At 69.1% G+C, this 15025-nt stretch carries 9 protein-coding genes and 4 pseudogenes; 7 read left to right on the forward strand and 6 right to left on the reverse strand.

Translation table 11 applies throughout. The features are described from left to right. A pseudogene (locus ACWDEW_RS30210) lies at positions 1–425 on the reverse strand (fumarylacetoacetate hydrolase family protein); the annotation flags it as partial. Positions 426–557: 132 nt separating this feature from the next. Between ACWDEW_RS30210 and ACWDEW_RS30215 the strand changes: the two are divergent. Beyond that, complete coding sequence (locus tag ACWDEW_RS30215; RefSeq protein WP_450516767.1) at positions 558–1466, forward strand: LysR family transcriptional regulator; 909 nt, start codon at positions 558–560, stop codon at positions 1464–1466. Between the two features lie 110 nt (positions 1467–1576). On the opposite strand, the pseudogene ACWDEW_RS30220 reads toward ACWDEW_RS30215, so the two are convergent. Both ACWDEW_RS30220 and ACWDEW_RS30225 read right to left on the reverse strand, forming a co-directional pair. Next, positions 1577–2846 (reverse strand): annotated as a pseudogene (locus ACWDEW_RS30220) (MFS transporter). A gap of 299 nt (positions 2847–3145) precedes the next feature. Beyond that, positions 3146–4279 carry an ABC transporter substrate-binding protein gene (locus ACWDEW_RS30225; protein WP_450516769.1) on the reverse strand — a complete coding sequence of 378 codons (1134 nt, stop codon included), beginning with the start codon at positions 4277–4279 and terminating at the stop codon, positions 3146–3148. 115 nt (positions 4280–4394) lie between these two features. On the opposite strand from ACWDEW_RS30225, the gene ACWDEW_RS30230 reads away from it, so the two are divergent. Continuing rightward, on the forward strand, positions 4395–4901 hold the full coding sequence (locus ACWDEW_RS30230) for a MarR family winged helix-turn-helix transcriptional regulator (RefSeq protein WP_450516771.1): 507 nt from the start codon (positions 4395–4397) through the stop codon (positions 4899–4901). Here the strand turns inward: ACWDEW_RS30230 and ACWDEW_RS30235 are convergent. After that, positions 4862–5263: a hypothetical protein gene (locus ACWDEW_RS30235; protein WP_450516773.1), complete on the reverse strand. Its 402-nt coding sequence runs from the start codon at positions 5261–5263 to the stop codon at positions 4862–4864. The genes ACWDEW_RS30230 and ACWDEW_RS30235 overlap by 40 nt on opposite strands. Before the next feature lie 101 nt (positions 5264–5364). Then, the gene (locus ACWDEW_RS30240) at positions 5365–6108 is read right to left on the reverse strand and encodes a FadR/GntR family transcriptional regulator (RefSeq protein ID WP_450516775.1); all 744 of its coding nucleotides are present in this window, start codon (positions 6106–6108) and stop codon (positions 5365–5367) included. 622 nt (positions 6109–6730) lie between these two features. On the opposite strand from ACWDEW_RS30240, the gene ACWDEW_RS30245 reads away from it, so the two are divergent. Next, positions 6731–8665, forward strand: coding sequence for an alpha-L-fucosidase (locus ACWDEW_RS30245; RefSeq protein WP_450516777.1), 1935 nt, complete (start codon positions 6731–6733; stop codon positions 8663–8665). Between the two features lie 90 nt (positions 8666–8755). Here the strand turns inward: ACWDEW_RS30245 and ACWDEW_RS30250 are convergent. Continuing rightward, positions 8756–9478: pseudogene (locus tag ACWDEW_RS30250) on the reverse strand (CocE/NonD family hydrolase C-terminal non-catalytic domain-containing protein). A 3-nt stretch (positions 9479–9481) separates the two neighbouring features. Between ACWDEW_RS30250 and ACWDEW_RS30255 the strand changes: the two are divergent. The 4 genes and pseudogenes from ACWDEW_RS30255 to ACWDEW_RS30270 form a co-directional block, all read left to right on the forward strand. Further along, positions 9482–9622 (forward strand): annotated as a pseudogene (locus ACWDEW_RS30255) (FCD domain-containing protein); the annotation flags it as partial. Positions 9623–9983: 361 nt separating this feature from the next. After that, complete coding sequence (locus ACWDEW_RS30260) at positions 9984–10940, forward strand: expansin EXLX1 family cellulose-binding protein (protein WP_450516779.1); 957 nt, start codon at positions 9984–9986, stop codon at positions 10938–10940. Positions 10941–11436: 496 nt separating this feature from the next. Continuing rightward, positions 11437–12726: a glycosyltransferase gene (locus ACWDEW_RS30265; protein ID WP_450516781.1), complete on the forward strand. Its 1290-nt coding sequence runs from the start codon at positions 11437–11439 to the stop codon at positions 12724–12726. A 17-nt stretch (positions 12727–12743) separates the two neighbouring features. Next, a complete protein-coding gene (locus tag ACWDEW_RS30270) occupies positions 12744–15005 on the forward strand; it encodes an ArnT family glycosyltransferase (RefSeq protein ID WP_450516783.1) in 2262 nt (753 codons plus the stop codon). Positions 15006–15025 lie beyond the last annotated feature (20 nt).

The raw sequence follows: 15025 nt of genomic DNA on the forward strand, positions 1-15025 counted from the left end.
AGACCGATGAAGACGTACGGGAGGTCCTCGGCGGCCCGGCGGTCCATGACCGCGGTGATCTCCTCGCGGGCCTCCTCGACGGTGCGCGGGTCGTCCGGGGAGCGGTGGGCGACCTCCAGGTCGATCATGTGCTGTCAGTAGTTGGCGCCGGACTGGGAGATCTGGCGGGGCTTGATCCGGGCGTGCACGCGCAGGTCGTCCAGGGGCCGCCAGTCGAGGGTGTCGTCGTCCGCGAGGGAGCGCAGGACGGGGAGGGTCTCCTCCCACCGCTCCACCACGTCGCGCAGGCCGGACGGTGCCCGGTCCAGGGTGCTGCTCAGGTCGAGTACGCGTTCCTTCGCCAGGAGGCCGGGAAACGGATCACCGTCCTGGGCGGAGAACGTGCCGAGCGCGAACGGGCCGGCAGGTTGCGCGAGCGTTGCCATCAGATTTCCTCCTGCTGGGTTGCGGTCTACTGTGGCCTCGATCGACCAATCACGGGAATAGATCCTGTGGATGTGCCGAATCCATGGCGTGGATGGTCCTTGCTCGCGTACGTCTCGCATGGGTGGTGCCTGGTGAACCTGTCCCGACTCGACCTCAACCTGGTCCTCGCCCTGCGCGCGCTGCTGGAGGAGCGCAACGTCACCCGGGCCGGCGAGCGCGTCGGACTCAGCCAGCCCGCGATGAGCGCCGCGCTGTCCCGGCTGCGCCGCCACTTCGACGACGAACTGCTCGCCCGCACCGGCAACGCCTACGAGCTGACGCCCCTCGGGGTGGCCCTGAGGGATCGCAGCGCCACCGCCTGCGACCTGCTGGAACGGGTCTTCGCCAGCCAGGCCGACTTCGATCCGGCCGTCGAGAGCCGCGAGTTCACCCTGCTCGCCTCCGACTACGGCGCCGCCGTGTTCGGCTCCGCGCTCGCCCGCGCCCTGCACCGGGAAGCGCCCGGCATCCGGCTCGCGTTCCAGCACTCGACGCCCGCCGCGGTCGAGAACACCGCCACGGTGCTGAGCACCGTCGACGGTCTGCTGCTGCCGCACGGCATCATCGACGGCTTCCCCGCCGTCGACCTCCACCAGGACCGCTGGCTGTGCATGGTCGCCGACGACCACCCCGACGTCGGCGACGAACTCACCCTCGACCAGCTCGCCCGCCTGCCCTGGGCCGTCTACCAGCGCCCCTACGACGCCCCCGCCGCCCGCCAGCTCAGCATGATCGGCATCAGCCCCCGGGTGGAGGTCTCGGTGCAGACCTTCCAGTTGCTGCCCCACATGGTCGAGGGCACGAGTCGCGTCGCGATGATCCAGGAGCGCCTGGCGCGCCGGGCGGTTCGCGCGGCCGCGGTACGGGTTCTGCCCTGTCCCTTCGAAGCGGTGCCCGTACAGGAAGCGATGTGGTGGCACCCGGTGCACACCCAGGACGCCGCCCACATCTGGCTCCGCCGGAAGGCCGGGGAGGTGGGGGCGACGCTCATGGAGCGGTAGCCGCACCCGCCGATGCGCAACCCGTCGGGGACGCGGCTGCGGCTTGCGCGTGGCTGGTCGCGCAGTTTCCCGCGCCTTTGAGGGGGGTGCTCTGCCGTATCTGAATGAGGTCAGGCCAGTTGCTCCGGCAGGGGGCGGGGACCGGCCGTGGCCGCCCGGCGCCGGGACACCCACAGCCCTGCCGCGACGAGGGCGGCGAACAGCCCCAGCACGCCCACGGCTCCCGCCAGGCTTTCCACCGCCGACTCCCCGGCGAGCAGCACCAGCGGGCAGATGAACTCGCCGCCGAAGAAGGCCGCCGTCCACAGTCCCGTACCGCGGCCCCGGTCCTCGAACGCCAGCCGGGACATGGCACTGGTGAGAAGGGCGGGAAGCAGCATGCCGGTGCCCACGCAGTTGACGACGGCCCCGAGGACCAGCAATGGCGCGTTGGCCGCCAGGAACATCACCCCGAAGCCGGCCGCGCAGACCGCGAGAACGACGGGCAGCATCGGGTCGGGAGAGCGCTTGAGACGGGCGAAGGTGACCGCACCGCCCACGGTGGCGGCACTCGCGACCGCGGTGGCCAGGCCGATCACGCCGGAGTTCTCCACCCCCAGGGTCGTCGAGCAGATACGCCATCTCCACCGGGACGGTGTAGAAGACCATCGCCCCGAAGAAGGTGAGGGCACAGATGCCCGCCAACTGCCGCCAGGGGAAGGTGCGTTGGAGTGCGACTGCGGCGGAGGTCTTCTCCGCGGCCGGGTGGGACGGCGGGTTGGTCAGGACGGTGGCCATCAGCGGGGCGAGCGCCAGGCTCACGGCGTAGACCCAGAAGGGCATACGCCAGCCCGCGGATCCGGCGGCGCCTCCCAGCACGAAGAAGACGGTGGCCGACGCGGAGGCGCACATGGTCTGCAGGGCCAGGTACTTCACCCTCCGGTGGCCCGAGTAGTAGTCGCCGATCAGCGTCGTGCAGCACGTCATGATCGCGGCCTCGGCGACACCGACGAGGGCGCGACTGGCGATGATCGCCCCCAGCGAATCCAGCCACAGCGGCGCGGTGCCGAACACGGCGTACAGCAGGGTCGCCACGATCACCAGCCGTGTGCGGCCGAGCCGGTCCACGATCACGCCGGCGAACGGGGCCAGCAGGGCCAGTGCCAGCGCCGGAACGGTCAGCGCGAGCGGCACCAACGCCTTGGCTCCCGGTACGGACGCGAAGTGGTCCTGCATCTTCGGCAGTACCGGGGCGATGAGCACCGCCCCCAGGATCGGAAGGCAGCTGCCCGCCATCAGCAGGGTCACACGCAGCACATGAGCCGGGCCCGAGACGGGGACGGAGGACGGAGGGACATCGCCGACCGCGGTGGGAGACGGCGACGGAACGGAACCGGGCATGGCGACTCCAGGGACGGTGTACGGAAGCAGGCATGCCTGACACGGGCGCCGACGGCGCACGGCATGCCGGGGACGGCCGCACACCGGCCGACTGGTCCGGACAGCGGCGTGCGGGTAGGGACGACTATGGGTCGCCGGGTCCCCGGTCGCCATCCTCTCCGCGATCCGAATCCGCTATCCCGCTCATCCACGCCATGGATGAGCTGCTGGTACACCCCGGGTGTCACGAGGGCATGCCGCAGAGCGGTTCCACCCTCGTGCCCGTGGTGGAACCGCTCCGGGTCCGGTCTGAGTAGGGGTCAGAACGCTCCGGGCGTACGGCCCAGGGTTCCGTCGGGGTCGCCGGGGTCGGCGCCCTTGACCTGGCCGAAGTAGAGCTCGACCTGGGAGCGGAAGCGCTCGACGGCGGCGCGGTCGCTCATGAACTTCGCGAAGGCGTCGGGGTCGGTGTTCTTGTACGAGGCCAGGGGCTGGAGGCCGGCCGGCGGGGCGACGTCCTTGCGGACGGACCAGGTCCAGGTGGCGATGGCGTTCTTCTGTACGGCCTGGGAGTCGAGCCAGCTCAGGAAGAGCTTGGCGCCGGCCTTGTGGGGTGCGTTCTTGAAGACGGCGCCGCGCTGGGTCCAGGAGTTGAAGCGCTCGGAGTTCGAGAAGACCTGGGTGCCGTTGGGGCGGGCGTCGCCGCCGACGGCGACGGAGGCGAGGTAGTCGCCGCTCGCCACCCCTGCGGCCGATCCCGGGACGCCACGGATCAACTTGGGGTTCTGCTTGACCAGTTGGGCGAGGTAGTTCCAGCCGTACTTGTCGACGATCTGCTTGTAGCCGAAGAGCACGGCGTCGTCGTCGTTCGGGTAGGTCAGGATCAGCTTGTTCTTGAAGGCGGGCTTCAGCAGGTCCGTGGCCTTGAAGTCGCCTGGCTTCGTGGGGAGTTGCTTGGTGTTGACCAGGTAGGAGAAGGCGCCGTAGAAGACGCCGGTGTAGTAGCCGTCCCTGTCCTTGGCGTTGGGGAAGACCTTGTCCCAGCCGACCGGCTTGTACTTGAGCAGCTCGCCCTGGTTCTTCCAGCGGTCGAAGTCCTGGGTGGTCTGGAGGATCGCGGCGTCGGCGACGAGGTGGCCGGTGGCGAGCTGGTTGTCGATGCGGGCGTCGTGGTACTTGCTCAGGTCGGTGACCAGGTGCAGTCGGACGTCCGGGAACTGCTGGTGGAACGCGGCGGCCAGGCTGTCCCACTGGCCGGGGGCGTCGCCGCCGATGTAGACGGTGACCTTGCCGCCCTCGGCCTTGGCCGCCTTGTGGAGCGCCTGGAGCTGGTCCTGCTCGCTCGCGGTGGCGGGTCGGTGCGTGGCCGTGTCGGCCATGGCGGTCGTGGTGACTGCGGTGAGGGCCAGGGCGGTGGCGATGGCCGCGCCGATCAGCTTGTTCCTGTGCTGCATGGCGTTGTGCTGCCTTTCCTGTGCAGGCAATCGTTTGATAGTTCAAACGTTGCGATGTGCGGCACGCTACGTCGATTGGTTTGAAGATTCAAACAAGGATCGATAGGATGTGACCATGCCCACTACGCCACGCTGGCTGGATGCCGAGGAGCGGCGAGCCTGGCTCGCCTACGTCGAGTTCTCCACTCATCTGTCCGACCACCTGAACCGCCAGCTGCGGCGCGACGCGGGGCTGACGCACGCCGACTACACCCTCCTCGCCCACCTCTCCTCGCTCCCGGACCAGACTCTGACCATGTCGGAGCTGGCCGAGCGCCTGAGGATCACGCGTAGTCGGCTCACTCACGCGGTGACCCGCCTCCAACAGGCCGGCTACGTGGACCGCCGCGACGACCCCGCGAACCGGCGCAACCAGCTCGCCGTGCTCACCGAGGGAGGGCGACGGCTCCTGGAACGGGTGGCACCCGGCCATGTCGAGGCCGTACGACATGCGATCTTCGACGCGCTGACGCCCGAGCAGGTCCGCCAGTTCGCGGAGATCGGCGAGGCGATCAACGCCGCACTGCAACATGTGGACGCCGCTCAGGACGACGAAGAGGCGCTGCCCTGGCGTCGCCGGTAGGGGCGGATCACGGAGCTTGCGCCTGTGCCGTGTGGTCGGTCCTGTACGTCACCGGGTGCGCCAGGACTCCAGCCGTTGGGCAGCCGTTGGGTGATCGTGCGCAGGTCGGCCTCCTGTGCTCGGACGGCCTGGGCGAGTTCGTGCAGGTTGCGGTGCAGGAAGGTCGCGGCCCGGGAGGCCACGAGGCGACCGGCGTGCGCACTGGGCGCCGATGGCGGCGTCGGCCCGCCGGTGGCGCTCCAACAGCTCGCGTGGTGCCTGCCGGTTCTGCGCTGACTGAGCGAGCTGGGCCTGACCGTGGCCTGGATCCCGGGCTGCTGACGTCCGCACTCCACTGCGAGTCGGCCGGAGCGCACGTTCATCCACGTCCGTCATCCTCGTCATGATGGCGTCGCGTTGTCGGCCTGAGCTCGGCGGCCATCCTCTGTCGGTGTCGGTGTCGGCTGACGCTTTGGGCAAGGCGCTACAGGCCGCCTGATTCGTTGTTCGCGAACTCCAGGTGTTCCCGCAGCCACCGCTCGGTGCTGTTGATGTGCATGAGCGCGGCGGCCTGGCTGAGAGAGGCGTCGCCGATGGCCAGTGCCTCGTAGATGGCTTCGTGCTCGGCCAAGGTCCGTCCCGCGGCCTGGGAGTCGACCAGTCCGCGCCAGACGCGGGCGCGGAGAGTACGGCCCGAGATCCCGTCCAGGATGGTCAGGAGCGTTTCGTTCGCGGTGGCCGAGACGACAGCGCGGTGGAAAGCCGCGTCATGGACGTTCAGCGACTCGACGTCCTCATGTGCCTCTCGCATCGCGTCCAGGTGTTGCTTCACCTCGGCCAGGGCTGTGTCCGACATGCGAGTGGCGGCCGGCGAGGTGGCAGCGGGCTCGAGCAACCGTCGCACCTCCATCAGATCCAGCAGTGCACCCGAGTCGCCTTGGAGCAGATCCAGCAGTGCACCCGAGTCGCCTTGGAGCAGTTCCACCGCGCCGCCGAGGCCTTCGAGCAGGACACTGGGCTGAAGACTGGTGACGTAGGTGCCGTCGCCGCGCCGCACCTCCAGGACCCTCGCCACGGCCAGGGCCTTGACGGCCTCGCGGGCCAGGTTGCGGGACAGGCCCAGCTGAGCGGCCAGATCCGGTTCCGGTGGCAGTTTCGACCCGGGAGGCAGTGCTCCCGTCCGGATGAGCTCCCGGATCTGATCGATGGCTCTGTCCGTCAGGGACAAATGGATCTCCTTGCCTCGACGGCGTCAACGCGTATGTCCGCTTCGGCCGGCACTTGGAGGCGCGCGGACTGGCCCAGAATCGCACCGATGGTCACTGAGGCGGAGTTCCTCGTTCCGAGTGATCTGCTCCCGATTCCGCATGCCGGCAATGACGTTGATGGTAACCGCGCGTTTGGACGGAATGGCGACGGCGCCGGCGGCAGGGTCGCGCAGTGCTTCTCACAGGTCCGAGGGAGGGTCCTGACGTTTGTCCGCCGACCGGTCGCCAGAGAGCAGACAAAACGATGTCGGCACCGAGATGAGCCCGTCCCGTGGACGAGAGGTACGGGACCTCGTGACTCCGATTGGGCGTGCGGCAACACGCATACATGGAATGCCTGGTGAGTAATGAAAGCCTCCATATATGGTCATCATGCCTAAAGCGCCTTTGTGTGGAAGGGTTTTCATCCCTTCAAAGCCGTTGACACCGGTGGGTCACATGCTCGAACTTCATGCGTAACACCTGGCGCCTGGGTCTCGTGAGTGCGGCGCCTCAACACCCGTTCAGCCCTTGGGATTTCCCTGCGCACTCTGCCCCGGTGCGCACGGTCTCTTCCCGCCACATGGAACTGGGAGTGCGATCATGTCTTCTGGAGGACTGTCCCGGCGAACGCTGTTGGGCGCCGCAGGTGCCGCAGCGGCGACCGCGCTGCCTGTGCTGCCGGCCTTGTCCGGCCTTGTGACCGAGGCAGCGGCGGCCGGCCCGCAGACCAATCTGAGCAACCTGGCGAACATGCGGTTCGGCATGTTCAACCACTTCAACATGGGCACGTTCACCGACGAGGAGTGGGCCGCTCCGAACCAGAACCCGATGCTGTTCGCCCCCACGGCGGTGGACTGTGAGCAGTGGGCGGCGGCGGCCGAGGCGGCCGGGATGAGCTACGGCGTGCTGACGACCAAGCATCACGACGGGTTCTGCCTGTGGCCGACCGCGTACAACGACTACAACGTCGCGAACAGCTCCTACCCGCACGACATCGTCGCCCAGTACGTCACGGCATTCCGAGCCAAAGGCCTGAAGGTGGGCCTGTACTTCTCGATCTGGGACCGCAGTTACACGGTGCAGGCCTACGACACCCGTCACGGTGTGGCCGCGGACCAGGTGATCCAGCCGGGCGATCTGACGTACATCCTGAACCAGATCACCGAGTTGCTGACCAACTACGGCGCCATCGACATGTTCGTCACCGACGGCTACGCGTGGCAGATGGGCCAGGCGGCCGTCTCGTACCAGCGCATCCGGGAGCACGTGAAGTCGCTCCAGCCGGACATCGTCATGGTCGACCACGGCGGGCTGTCGGTGCCCTTCCTCGGGGACGCGATCTACTTCGAGGAGCCGCTGGGCATCACCTCTCCCGCCGGTAACACCTACGCGTCCCTGCAGGGGCAGACCATCAGCAACGGATGGTTCTGGCATCCCTCCACGCCGACCACCGACCCGTTGAGCAAGGCGTCGATCCTGTCCCATCTGGCGGATCTGGAACCGAAGTACACCTCGTTCATCCTCAACTGCCCGCCCGGCCGTACCGGTGTCCTGGACACGAACATCGTGACCCGGCTCTCCGAGGTCGGAGCAGCCTGGAGCCCCGACACCTCACGGCCGGCGCTCCCGACGCAACTGCCGCGCGCGGAGCACCCGGTGACCCCGGTCAGTGCGTACGCGACCGGCTTCCACACCGGCGAAGGGCCGATGAACGCGATCGACGGGCTGAGCGACAAGGGTTTCGAGACCTGCTGGTCGACCTGGAACCTGTCGCTCCCGCAGGCGATCACCATCGACCTGGGCGGAGTGTGGAGCGACGTCTCGACGCTGGAGTACCTGCCCAAGCAGTGGAACCGCACCGGGACCACGGACGGAGACATCACTTCCTATACCGTCCACACCAGTACCGACGGCACCACGTTCACCCAGGTCGCGACCGGTACGTGGACCGGCGACCACGCCACCAAGGTGGCAGAGTGGCCGGCCGGGCTCGTGGGGTATGTGCGTATCCAGGCCGACGCCGGCACCGGCGGATACGCCAACGTCGGCGGGATCAGAATCGGCGGAAGGACCGCCAAACCCGTTCTGCAGTCGCGGGTCCTGCCCGGCGACTCGACGGTCTACCGCCTGGTGAACCGCAAGAGCGGTCAGGTGGCCGACGTCTACAACTTCGGCACCGCGAACGGCAGCAACGTCCAGCAGTGGCCCTGGCTGAACAACACGGCACAGAAGTGGACCTTCATATCCACCGGCGACGGCTACTACAAGATCAAGAACGTCAACAGCGGCAAGCTGATGGAAGTTGCCGGCCTTTCCCGCGCCGACGGCGGCAACGTGGGTATCTGGTCGGACGACAGTGTGCCGCAGCAGCACTGGGCCGTGACTCCCACCGGCGACGGCTACTACTACCTCACCAACCGCTTGAGCGGACTGTCGCTCAACGTGGACGGAGGTTCCACTGAGGGCGGGGCCAACGTCGATCAGTGGACCTACAACCGAGCGGCACAGGAACAGTGGCAGATCCTCGCTCTGTGATGAGTCGTTCGGCGAAGACGAGCGATCCGCCGCAGACGCCCGACCGCGTGCCGTAGGACGCTCCCGCGGCCGGGCGAGGCGCGGCGATGACTAGGGGACCACCGGCAGCAGCAGGTGGGAATCGTAGGCATCGCCCGTGCGGATCAGGTGGGCGCCCTTGTTGCGGGTCGGCGTGCCGAGGTCGCCGCCGGGCAGGCTGTCGGCCGCAAGGTCGCCCACCGGATGCCCGGCGATCTCCACCACCAGCGTCTCCCCGGCGTGCAGCATCATCGACGTGGGCCACAGGCCCAGTTCGACCACCACGGGCTCACCGGGCGTGAGCAGGTCCTCCTCGGTGTGCAGGAGATACGGCTCACTCGGTGTGGAACGCTCCGGGTCCAGAGCGCGGTGGGAGGCCCGGATCCGGCCCAGTGGGCCCGAGTAGGCCACCATCGCGGGAAGTGTCGCCCCCTTCGCCGCCGCGGCGGTGAGTCCCGCGCGCTGCTAGCCGGCCACCGTGACGCGGTACAGCCGCCGCCCCTGGGCGTCGGTCTTGCAGACCGCGGCGAACAGGTCGGCGTCGTCCGCGTCTTCGGTCTCCACCCACAGGTGCAGGTTGAGGCAGCCGGAGATCTCGGTGTCCTTCGCCGCCCTGTAGGCGAACTTCACCGAGGACGTGAGGTCGTCGCCCCGGTAGCGGGCCACCGACTCCTGAGCCGGCACCTTGTCGGAGAGTGTGTTCGAGGACGACGCGTCGAGGTGCAGGGTGCGCCACTGCTGACGAGCCAGTGGCCACTCGCTGTCTTCGTGCTGTTCCAGTTCCGCAGGATCCACGAGATGGCCGCCGCCAGCATCGCGGCGACAAGTGCGACGCCTGCCGAACTCCGGGCGATGGAAGTGGCCGTGGAGACGTGCCGTCAGGGCTTCGTCCACGGACAGGTCGAGGTGTTCGACCAGGCCGACGACGACTTCCATGCCGCGGTCGCGGCGGCCTCGCACAACAGCTTCCTGGTCGACGCGGTGCCTGACGCACGCCGGCTGGTTCTTGGTGAACTGGCCGGTCTTGACCGTGATTTCGGCTTCGGCGGGGAGCGCCGCCTTGGACGCCGTCTGCCGTGCGGCGGACGGAGGCTGCTCGGCGAGGCGAACGCGGCCCGGAACAAGGCCCGTTGGAGTGGCTGGGCTGTCGCCGCGGGGCGGTCCTTCGCCGCGGAGCGAGCCTCGTGCGCAGGCTGTCGACCGCCGACGATCCAACTCGAAGGAAGGTCGACGGCAACCTTTTCGCCTCGCGCGGCCACTGAGCAGCGGAACACCGGCTCGCTCTTCCGAACGGATGCACATGCAAGGAACAAGACAGGCCGCGCGGCAGCGCAGACGTCGACGCGGACTGATGATGGGCACTACAGCGGTGCTGATCGCCGCAGGCCTTCTGGTCTGCCTGTTCGTGGCGATGAAACCCGACCGCAAGGCGGACGAAGGGCAGGCCCGAGCCACGTCCGTCGCCGAGTACCAGGGGACCGTGCCGCCGACGTCGCCCGGGCGGAAGCCGTCCACGCCGTCCCCGTCCGCCGCCTCCCCGAGCGTTTCAAAGAGCTCTGCGGCCACGCCGACGACCTCCGCGACCGCACCGACGGCGCGGTCATCGGCTCGGCCGCGGACGGCTCCCGCCACACCGTCCCTGGCCGGGCGAATCCGGCCCAGGACCACATACCAGGGAGTCGCCACCGTCTACAAGGCCGGGGTGGGAGACGGCGCCTGCTCGTACGGGCCGAGCGGCGACATGATGATCGCGGCGATGAACACCACCGACTACGAGACGTCCAGAGCCTGCGGGGCATACGTGCTCGTTCGGACGGCGAGCGGCGCCTCCGTCACGGTCCGGATCACCAACGAATGTCCGCTGCCCTGTGCGCCCGGTCAACTCGACCTCAGCGAACAGGCCTTCGCCAAACTGGTCCCTGTCTCGACGGGCCGGATCGCGATCACCTGGAGCCTGCTGAGCCCAGCCACGGCGGGCACGCTGTCGATCCGCTACAAGACCGGTTCCAGCCCCTACTGGTGCGGCATCCAGGCAATGGGCCACCGCAACCCGCTGGCTCGGCTGGAGGTCCGCGCAGGCGGTGGCTGGCGCCAACTGGTCCGCACCGACTACAACTACTTCCTTTCCCCCGACGGAAGCGGATGCGGCGGCGCGATCAGACTCACCGACATCTACGGGGAACAACTGACCGTCAACGGGATCGCGCTGCGGCCTGAAGTCGTGCAGCCCACGCGGGTCCAGTTCGCCCGCCACTGACTCGCCCGCCGATCCCGTCGGCCTTCGGTGTGCCGACGGGATCAGCGGGGGCGGGCACGGGCCAGGCCCGGTGGCAGTGCAGGACCATGTGGTCGCCTTCGGTGAAGGCGCGCTCGACGAGCCGTGACCTTGGTCTTCTTCAGGTCGCTCATGACGCCGCCGTCGGGTCGGGTACCGGGTGTGGCCCGGCGAGTGCGTCGAGCAGGCGGTCGGCCCCGGCAGGGACGGACAGGGTCCGGCCGGCGAGGTCGGTGGGAGTTTGGCCCGAGTTGAGAACCGCCCACCCGAGAGGCCGTACAGGTCCGCCGTACGGTGCGCCGTGGTGCAGCGGTGCCCCCAGCGAATCGTGGGAGCACTTTCGGTCACAGATCTGACTCCCCGTCAGTTCTCGGTATTCTCCCCCGGCCCCCACAGGCGAGGCGGCAACAGTGAGGCTCCGGCCCTGGACCAGGGCCTGTGAGCCGCAGTCTGCCGTCCCCTCATGCCTGAGGAAGCCATGACTCCCACCCCCCACCTCGCCGAACACGCCGCTCGTGTGGAGCGTCCCGCCCCCTTCCAGCCCGTCGAACACTCGCTTCTCGCGCACGCCGGGACCACGACGGTGGACGTCGTGGTCCCGGTCTACAACGAGGAACGCGCCCTGCCCGGGTGCCTACGTACCCTCCACGCCCGCCTGTCCCAGGGCTTCCCGTTTCCCTGGCGGATCACCGTCGCCGACAACGCGAGCACCGACGAAACCCTGGCCACCGCCCGTCGCCTCGCGGACGAACTGCCCGGTGTCTCCGTCGTCCACCTGGACCGCAAGGGCCGGGGACTCGCACTGCGCACGGTCTGGGGAGCCAGCGACGCGGACATCGTGGCGTACATGGACGTGGACCTCTCCACCGGCCTCGACGGGCTGCTCCCACTGGTCGCGCCCCTGGCCAGCGGCCACTCGGACCTCGCGATCGGCTCCCGGCTGGCTCCCGGCGCACGCACGGTGCGCGGGCCGCGCCGCGAGTTCGTCTCCCGCTGCTACAACGGCATCATCCGGCTCACTCACGGAGTCCGCTTCACCGACGCCCAGTGCGGCTTCAAGGCGGCCCGCACGGAGGTGCTGCGGCCACTGCTGGAAGTGACCCGCGACGACGCGTGGTTCTTCGACACCGAGCTGCTCCTGCTCGCCGAGCACAACGGACTGCGGATCCACGAGGTCCCGGTCGACTGGGTCGAGGACATCGACACCCGGGTGGACGTGGTGAGCACGGCCAAGGACGACCTGCGGGGCCTGTGGCGCATGGCGCGGCTCAAGGCGTCAGGTGACGCCCGGGTCGAAGTGGTGCCGCGCCCCGAGCCGGCCGCCGAGCACCCCGACGCCGTCCTCGCACCCTCCACCGGACGCGGCGCGCTGTCGTGGGAGGTCGGCTGCTTCGTCGCGATCGGTGTCGTCTCCACGGCCGGACAGGCCCTGCTGTACTGGTTGTTGCGCGGTTGGTGGTCTCCGGCCGTCGCCAACCTGATCTCCCTGTTCGTCCTCACAGTCCTGAACACCGAGGCGAACCGGCGCCTCACCTTCCGCCACTCCACCTCCCCGCCCGCCCGCGTGCACCTCGGCGCAGGGGGCCTGTTCCTGCTCGGCTACGTGGTCACGTCCGCGGCGGTGCTGTGGTTCAAGTGGCTCGATCCCGGCGCCTCACCGGCCGCGGAGACCGCGGTCCTCACCACCGCCTCCGTAGCGGTCACCTGTGTCCGCTTCGCCGTTCTGCGACTGGCGGTCTTCGCCGACCCCCGTAGCCGTAACCGTTGACGAGAGCGAATCCCCACATGAGCAACCACGCGCACATCAGGCCCGCACCGGCGGCGTCGGCACCCGACGGGAACAGCGCGCAGACGACTACGGCCGTCCGCCGGCTCCCCGGCTGGGCAGCACCCGCCGCGCTCGGAGCCGTCCTCGTCCTCGCGGCCGTTCTGTACGGTTGGGCGCTGAACTCCCTCGGCTGGGGGAACAGTTACTACTCGGCCGCCGTGAAGTCGATGGGGAAGAACTGGACCAACTTCCTCTTCGGCTCCTTCGATCCCGCGGGCGTGATCACGGTCGACAAGCCGCCGGCCGCGCTGTGGCCGCAGGTGATCAGCAGCAAGATCTTCGGGATGCACGGCTGGGCGCTGATCCTCCCTCAACTCCTCGAAGGAGTGGCCGGGGTGCTGGTGCTGCACCGCACGGTGCGCCGCTGGGCGGGGGAGGCGGCGGCACTCGTCGCGGCTCTGGTACTCACGCTGACGCCCATCACCGTGGCCATCAACCGGGACAACAACCCCGACACACTGTTGATACTCCTTCTGGTGTCGGCGGCGTACGCGCTCACCCGTGCGCTTCAGGCCGAGGGCAGGGCCGCGACCTGGTGGCTGTGCGCGAGCGGGTTTCTGATCGGGTGCGGGTTCCTCACCAAAATGCTCGCCGCCTGGATGGTCGTTCCCGCGTTCGCCGTCGCCTGGCTCGTGGGAGGAAGCGGCGCCTGGATACCGCGAGTGCGGCGTCTGCTGGGCGCGGCGGCCATCCTGGCGGCGTCCTCCCTGTGGTGGGTCGCCATGGTCGACTGGTGGCCGGGCGACCGCCCCTACATCGGTGGCAGCAAGGACGGCTCGGCCTGGGATCTCGTGATCGGCTACAACGGGCTGGGGAGGGTCTTCGGGTCCAGCGACGGAACGCCGCAGGGGATGGGCGGATCAGGCGGCGGATTCGCCGGCGGATTCGGCGGCCAACCGGGCCTCAGCCGTCTGTTCGAGGCGCAAGTGGGCGGTCAGATCAGTTGGTTGCTGCCGGTCTGCGGGCTGGCTCTGGTCGTCGCCGTCGTCGGCGCGGTACTGCGCCGACGCGGCAGGGTGTCCGACTCCGCCGTGCTGCCGGCCTCCGGCTGGCTGCTGTGGGGGACCTGGCTGGTGGTGTGCGCGGCCGTGTTCTCGACCCAGAAGGGCATCTTCCACCCCTACTACACCACTCAACTCGCCCCGGCGATCGCCGCGTTGTGCGGCGGGCTGACGGCCGCCCTGGTCCGCGTCCACCGTGCCGGCCTGCGCTGGGCGCCTCCGGTCGGTGTGGCCGCGGTCGTGGTGAGCGTGGCCTGGGCCGTGGTGCTGATCCGCCGGGAGCCCGACTGGAACGGCTGGCTGGTGTGGCCCGTGCTGTTGATCGCCTGCGCCGCGGTCGTTCTGCTGGTGCTCTCACGGCGCCGTGGCCGGCTGCTGACGGTCGCCGGCTGTGCCGCGGTCGCCTCGGTGCTGCTGGCGCCGGGGGCGTGGGCGGTGACCGTACCCGCCTCGACCGGCATGGGGGGTTCCAACCCGACGGCCGGTCCGACGACGCTCGGGTTCGGCGGTGGCGGTGGTCTGCCCCAGCAGGGCGGGAACAGCGGCGACCTTCCCTCGGGCATGCCGTCCGGGATGCCGTCGAACGTGCCGGGCGTCCCCGGCGGTGGTGCCTCTTCGGGACAGACCGGTGAACCCCCGTCCGGCGGAATGCCCTCCGGCATGCCCACCGGGGGAGGGAACGGCATACCCGGTGCACCCGGGGAAGCGGGCTCGAACGATCGCGGCACACCCTCGTTCCCGGGTGCCGGTTCGGGAATGGCCCCTGGTGGGGGCCGCGGCTTCGGCGATGGGGACCTCACCGCCGACCAGCGCAAGATCATCCGCTACGCCGTCGAGCAGGCACCTGACGCACGCATCAAGCTCGCCGTCGAGGGCGGTGCCCTCAGCGCCAGCGCCTTCATCCTCGGCACCGACGAGACCGTCATCGCCATGGGCGGCTTCACCAACAGCGACAACTCGCCGTCGGTGGCCGAGTTGGAGAAATGGACCAAGGACGGCGAACTACGCTACATCCTGGGCTCCAACACGAACGGCGGCAGCGCGCCGGGCCTGTCCGGCGGATACACCAAGCAGCGCTCCGACTGGATCGCCGAGAACTGCACCAAGGTTCCGGCGTCGGCATACGGCGGCACCTCCGACACGTCGGCGCAGAACAACGCCGGTGGTGTGATGGGGTTCGGAGGAAGCAACGTGCTCTACGACTGCGCCGCCAAGTAGCCGTCGTCCGAGCGACGGCC

This window comes from Streptomyces sp. NPDC001100, from assembly GCF_053598575.1.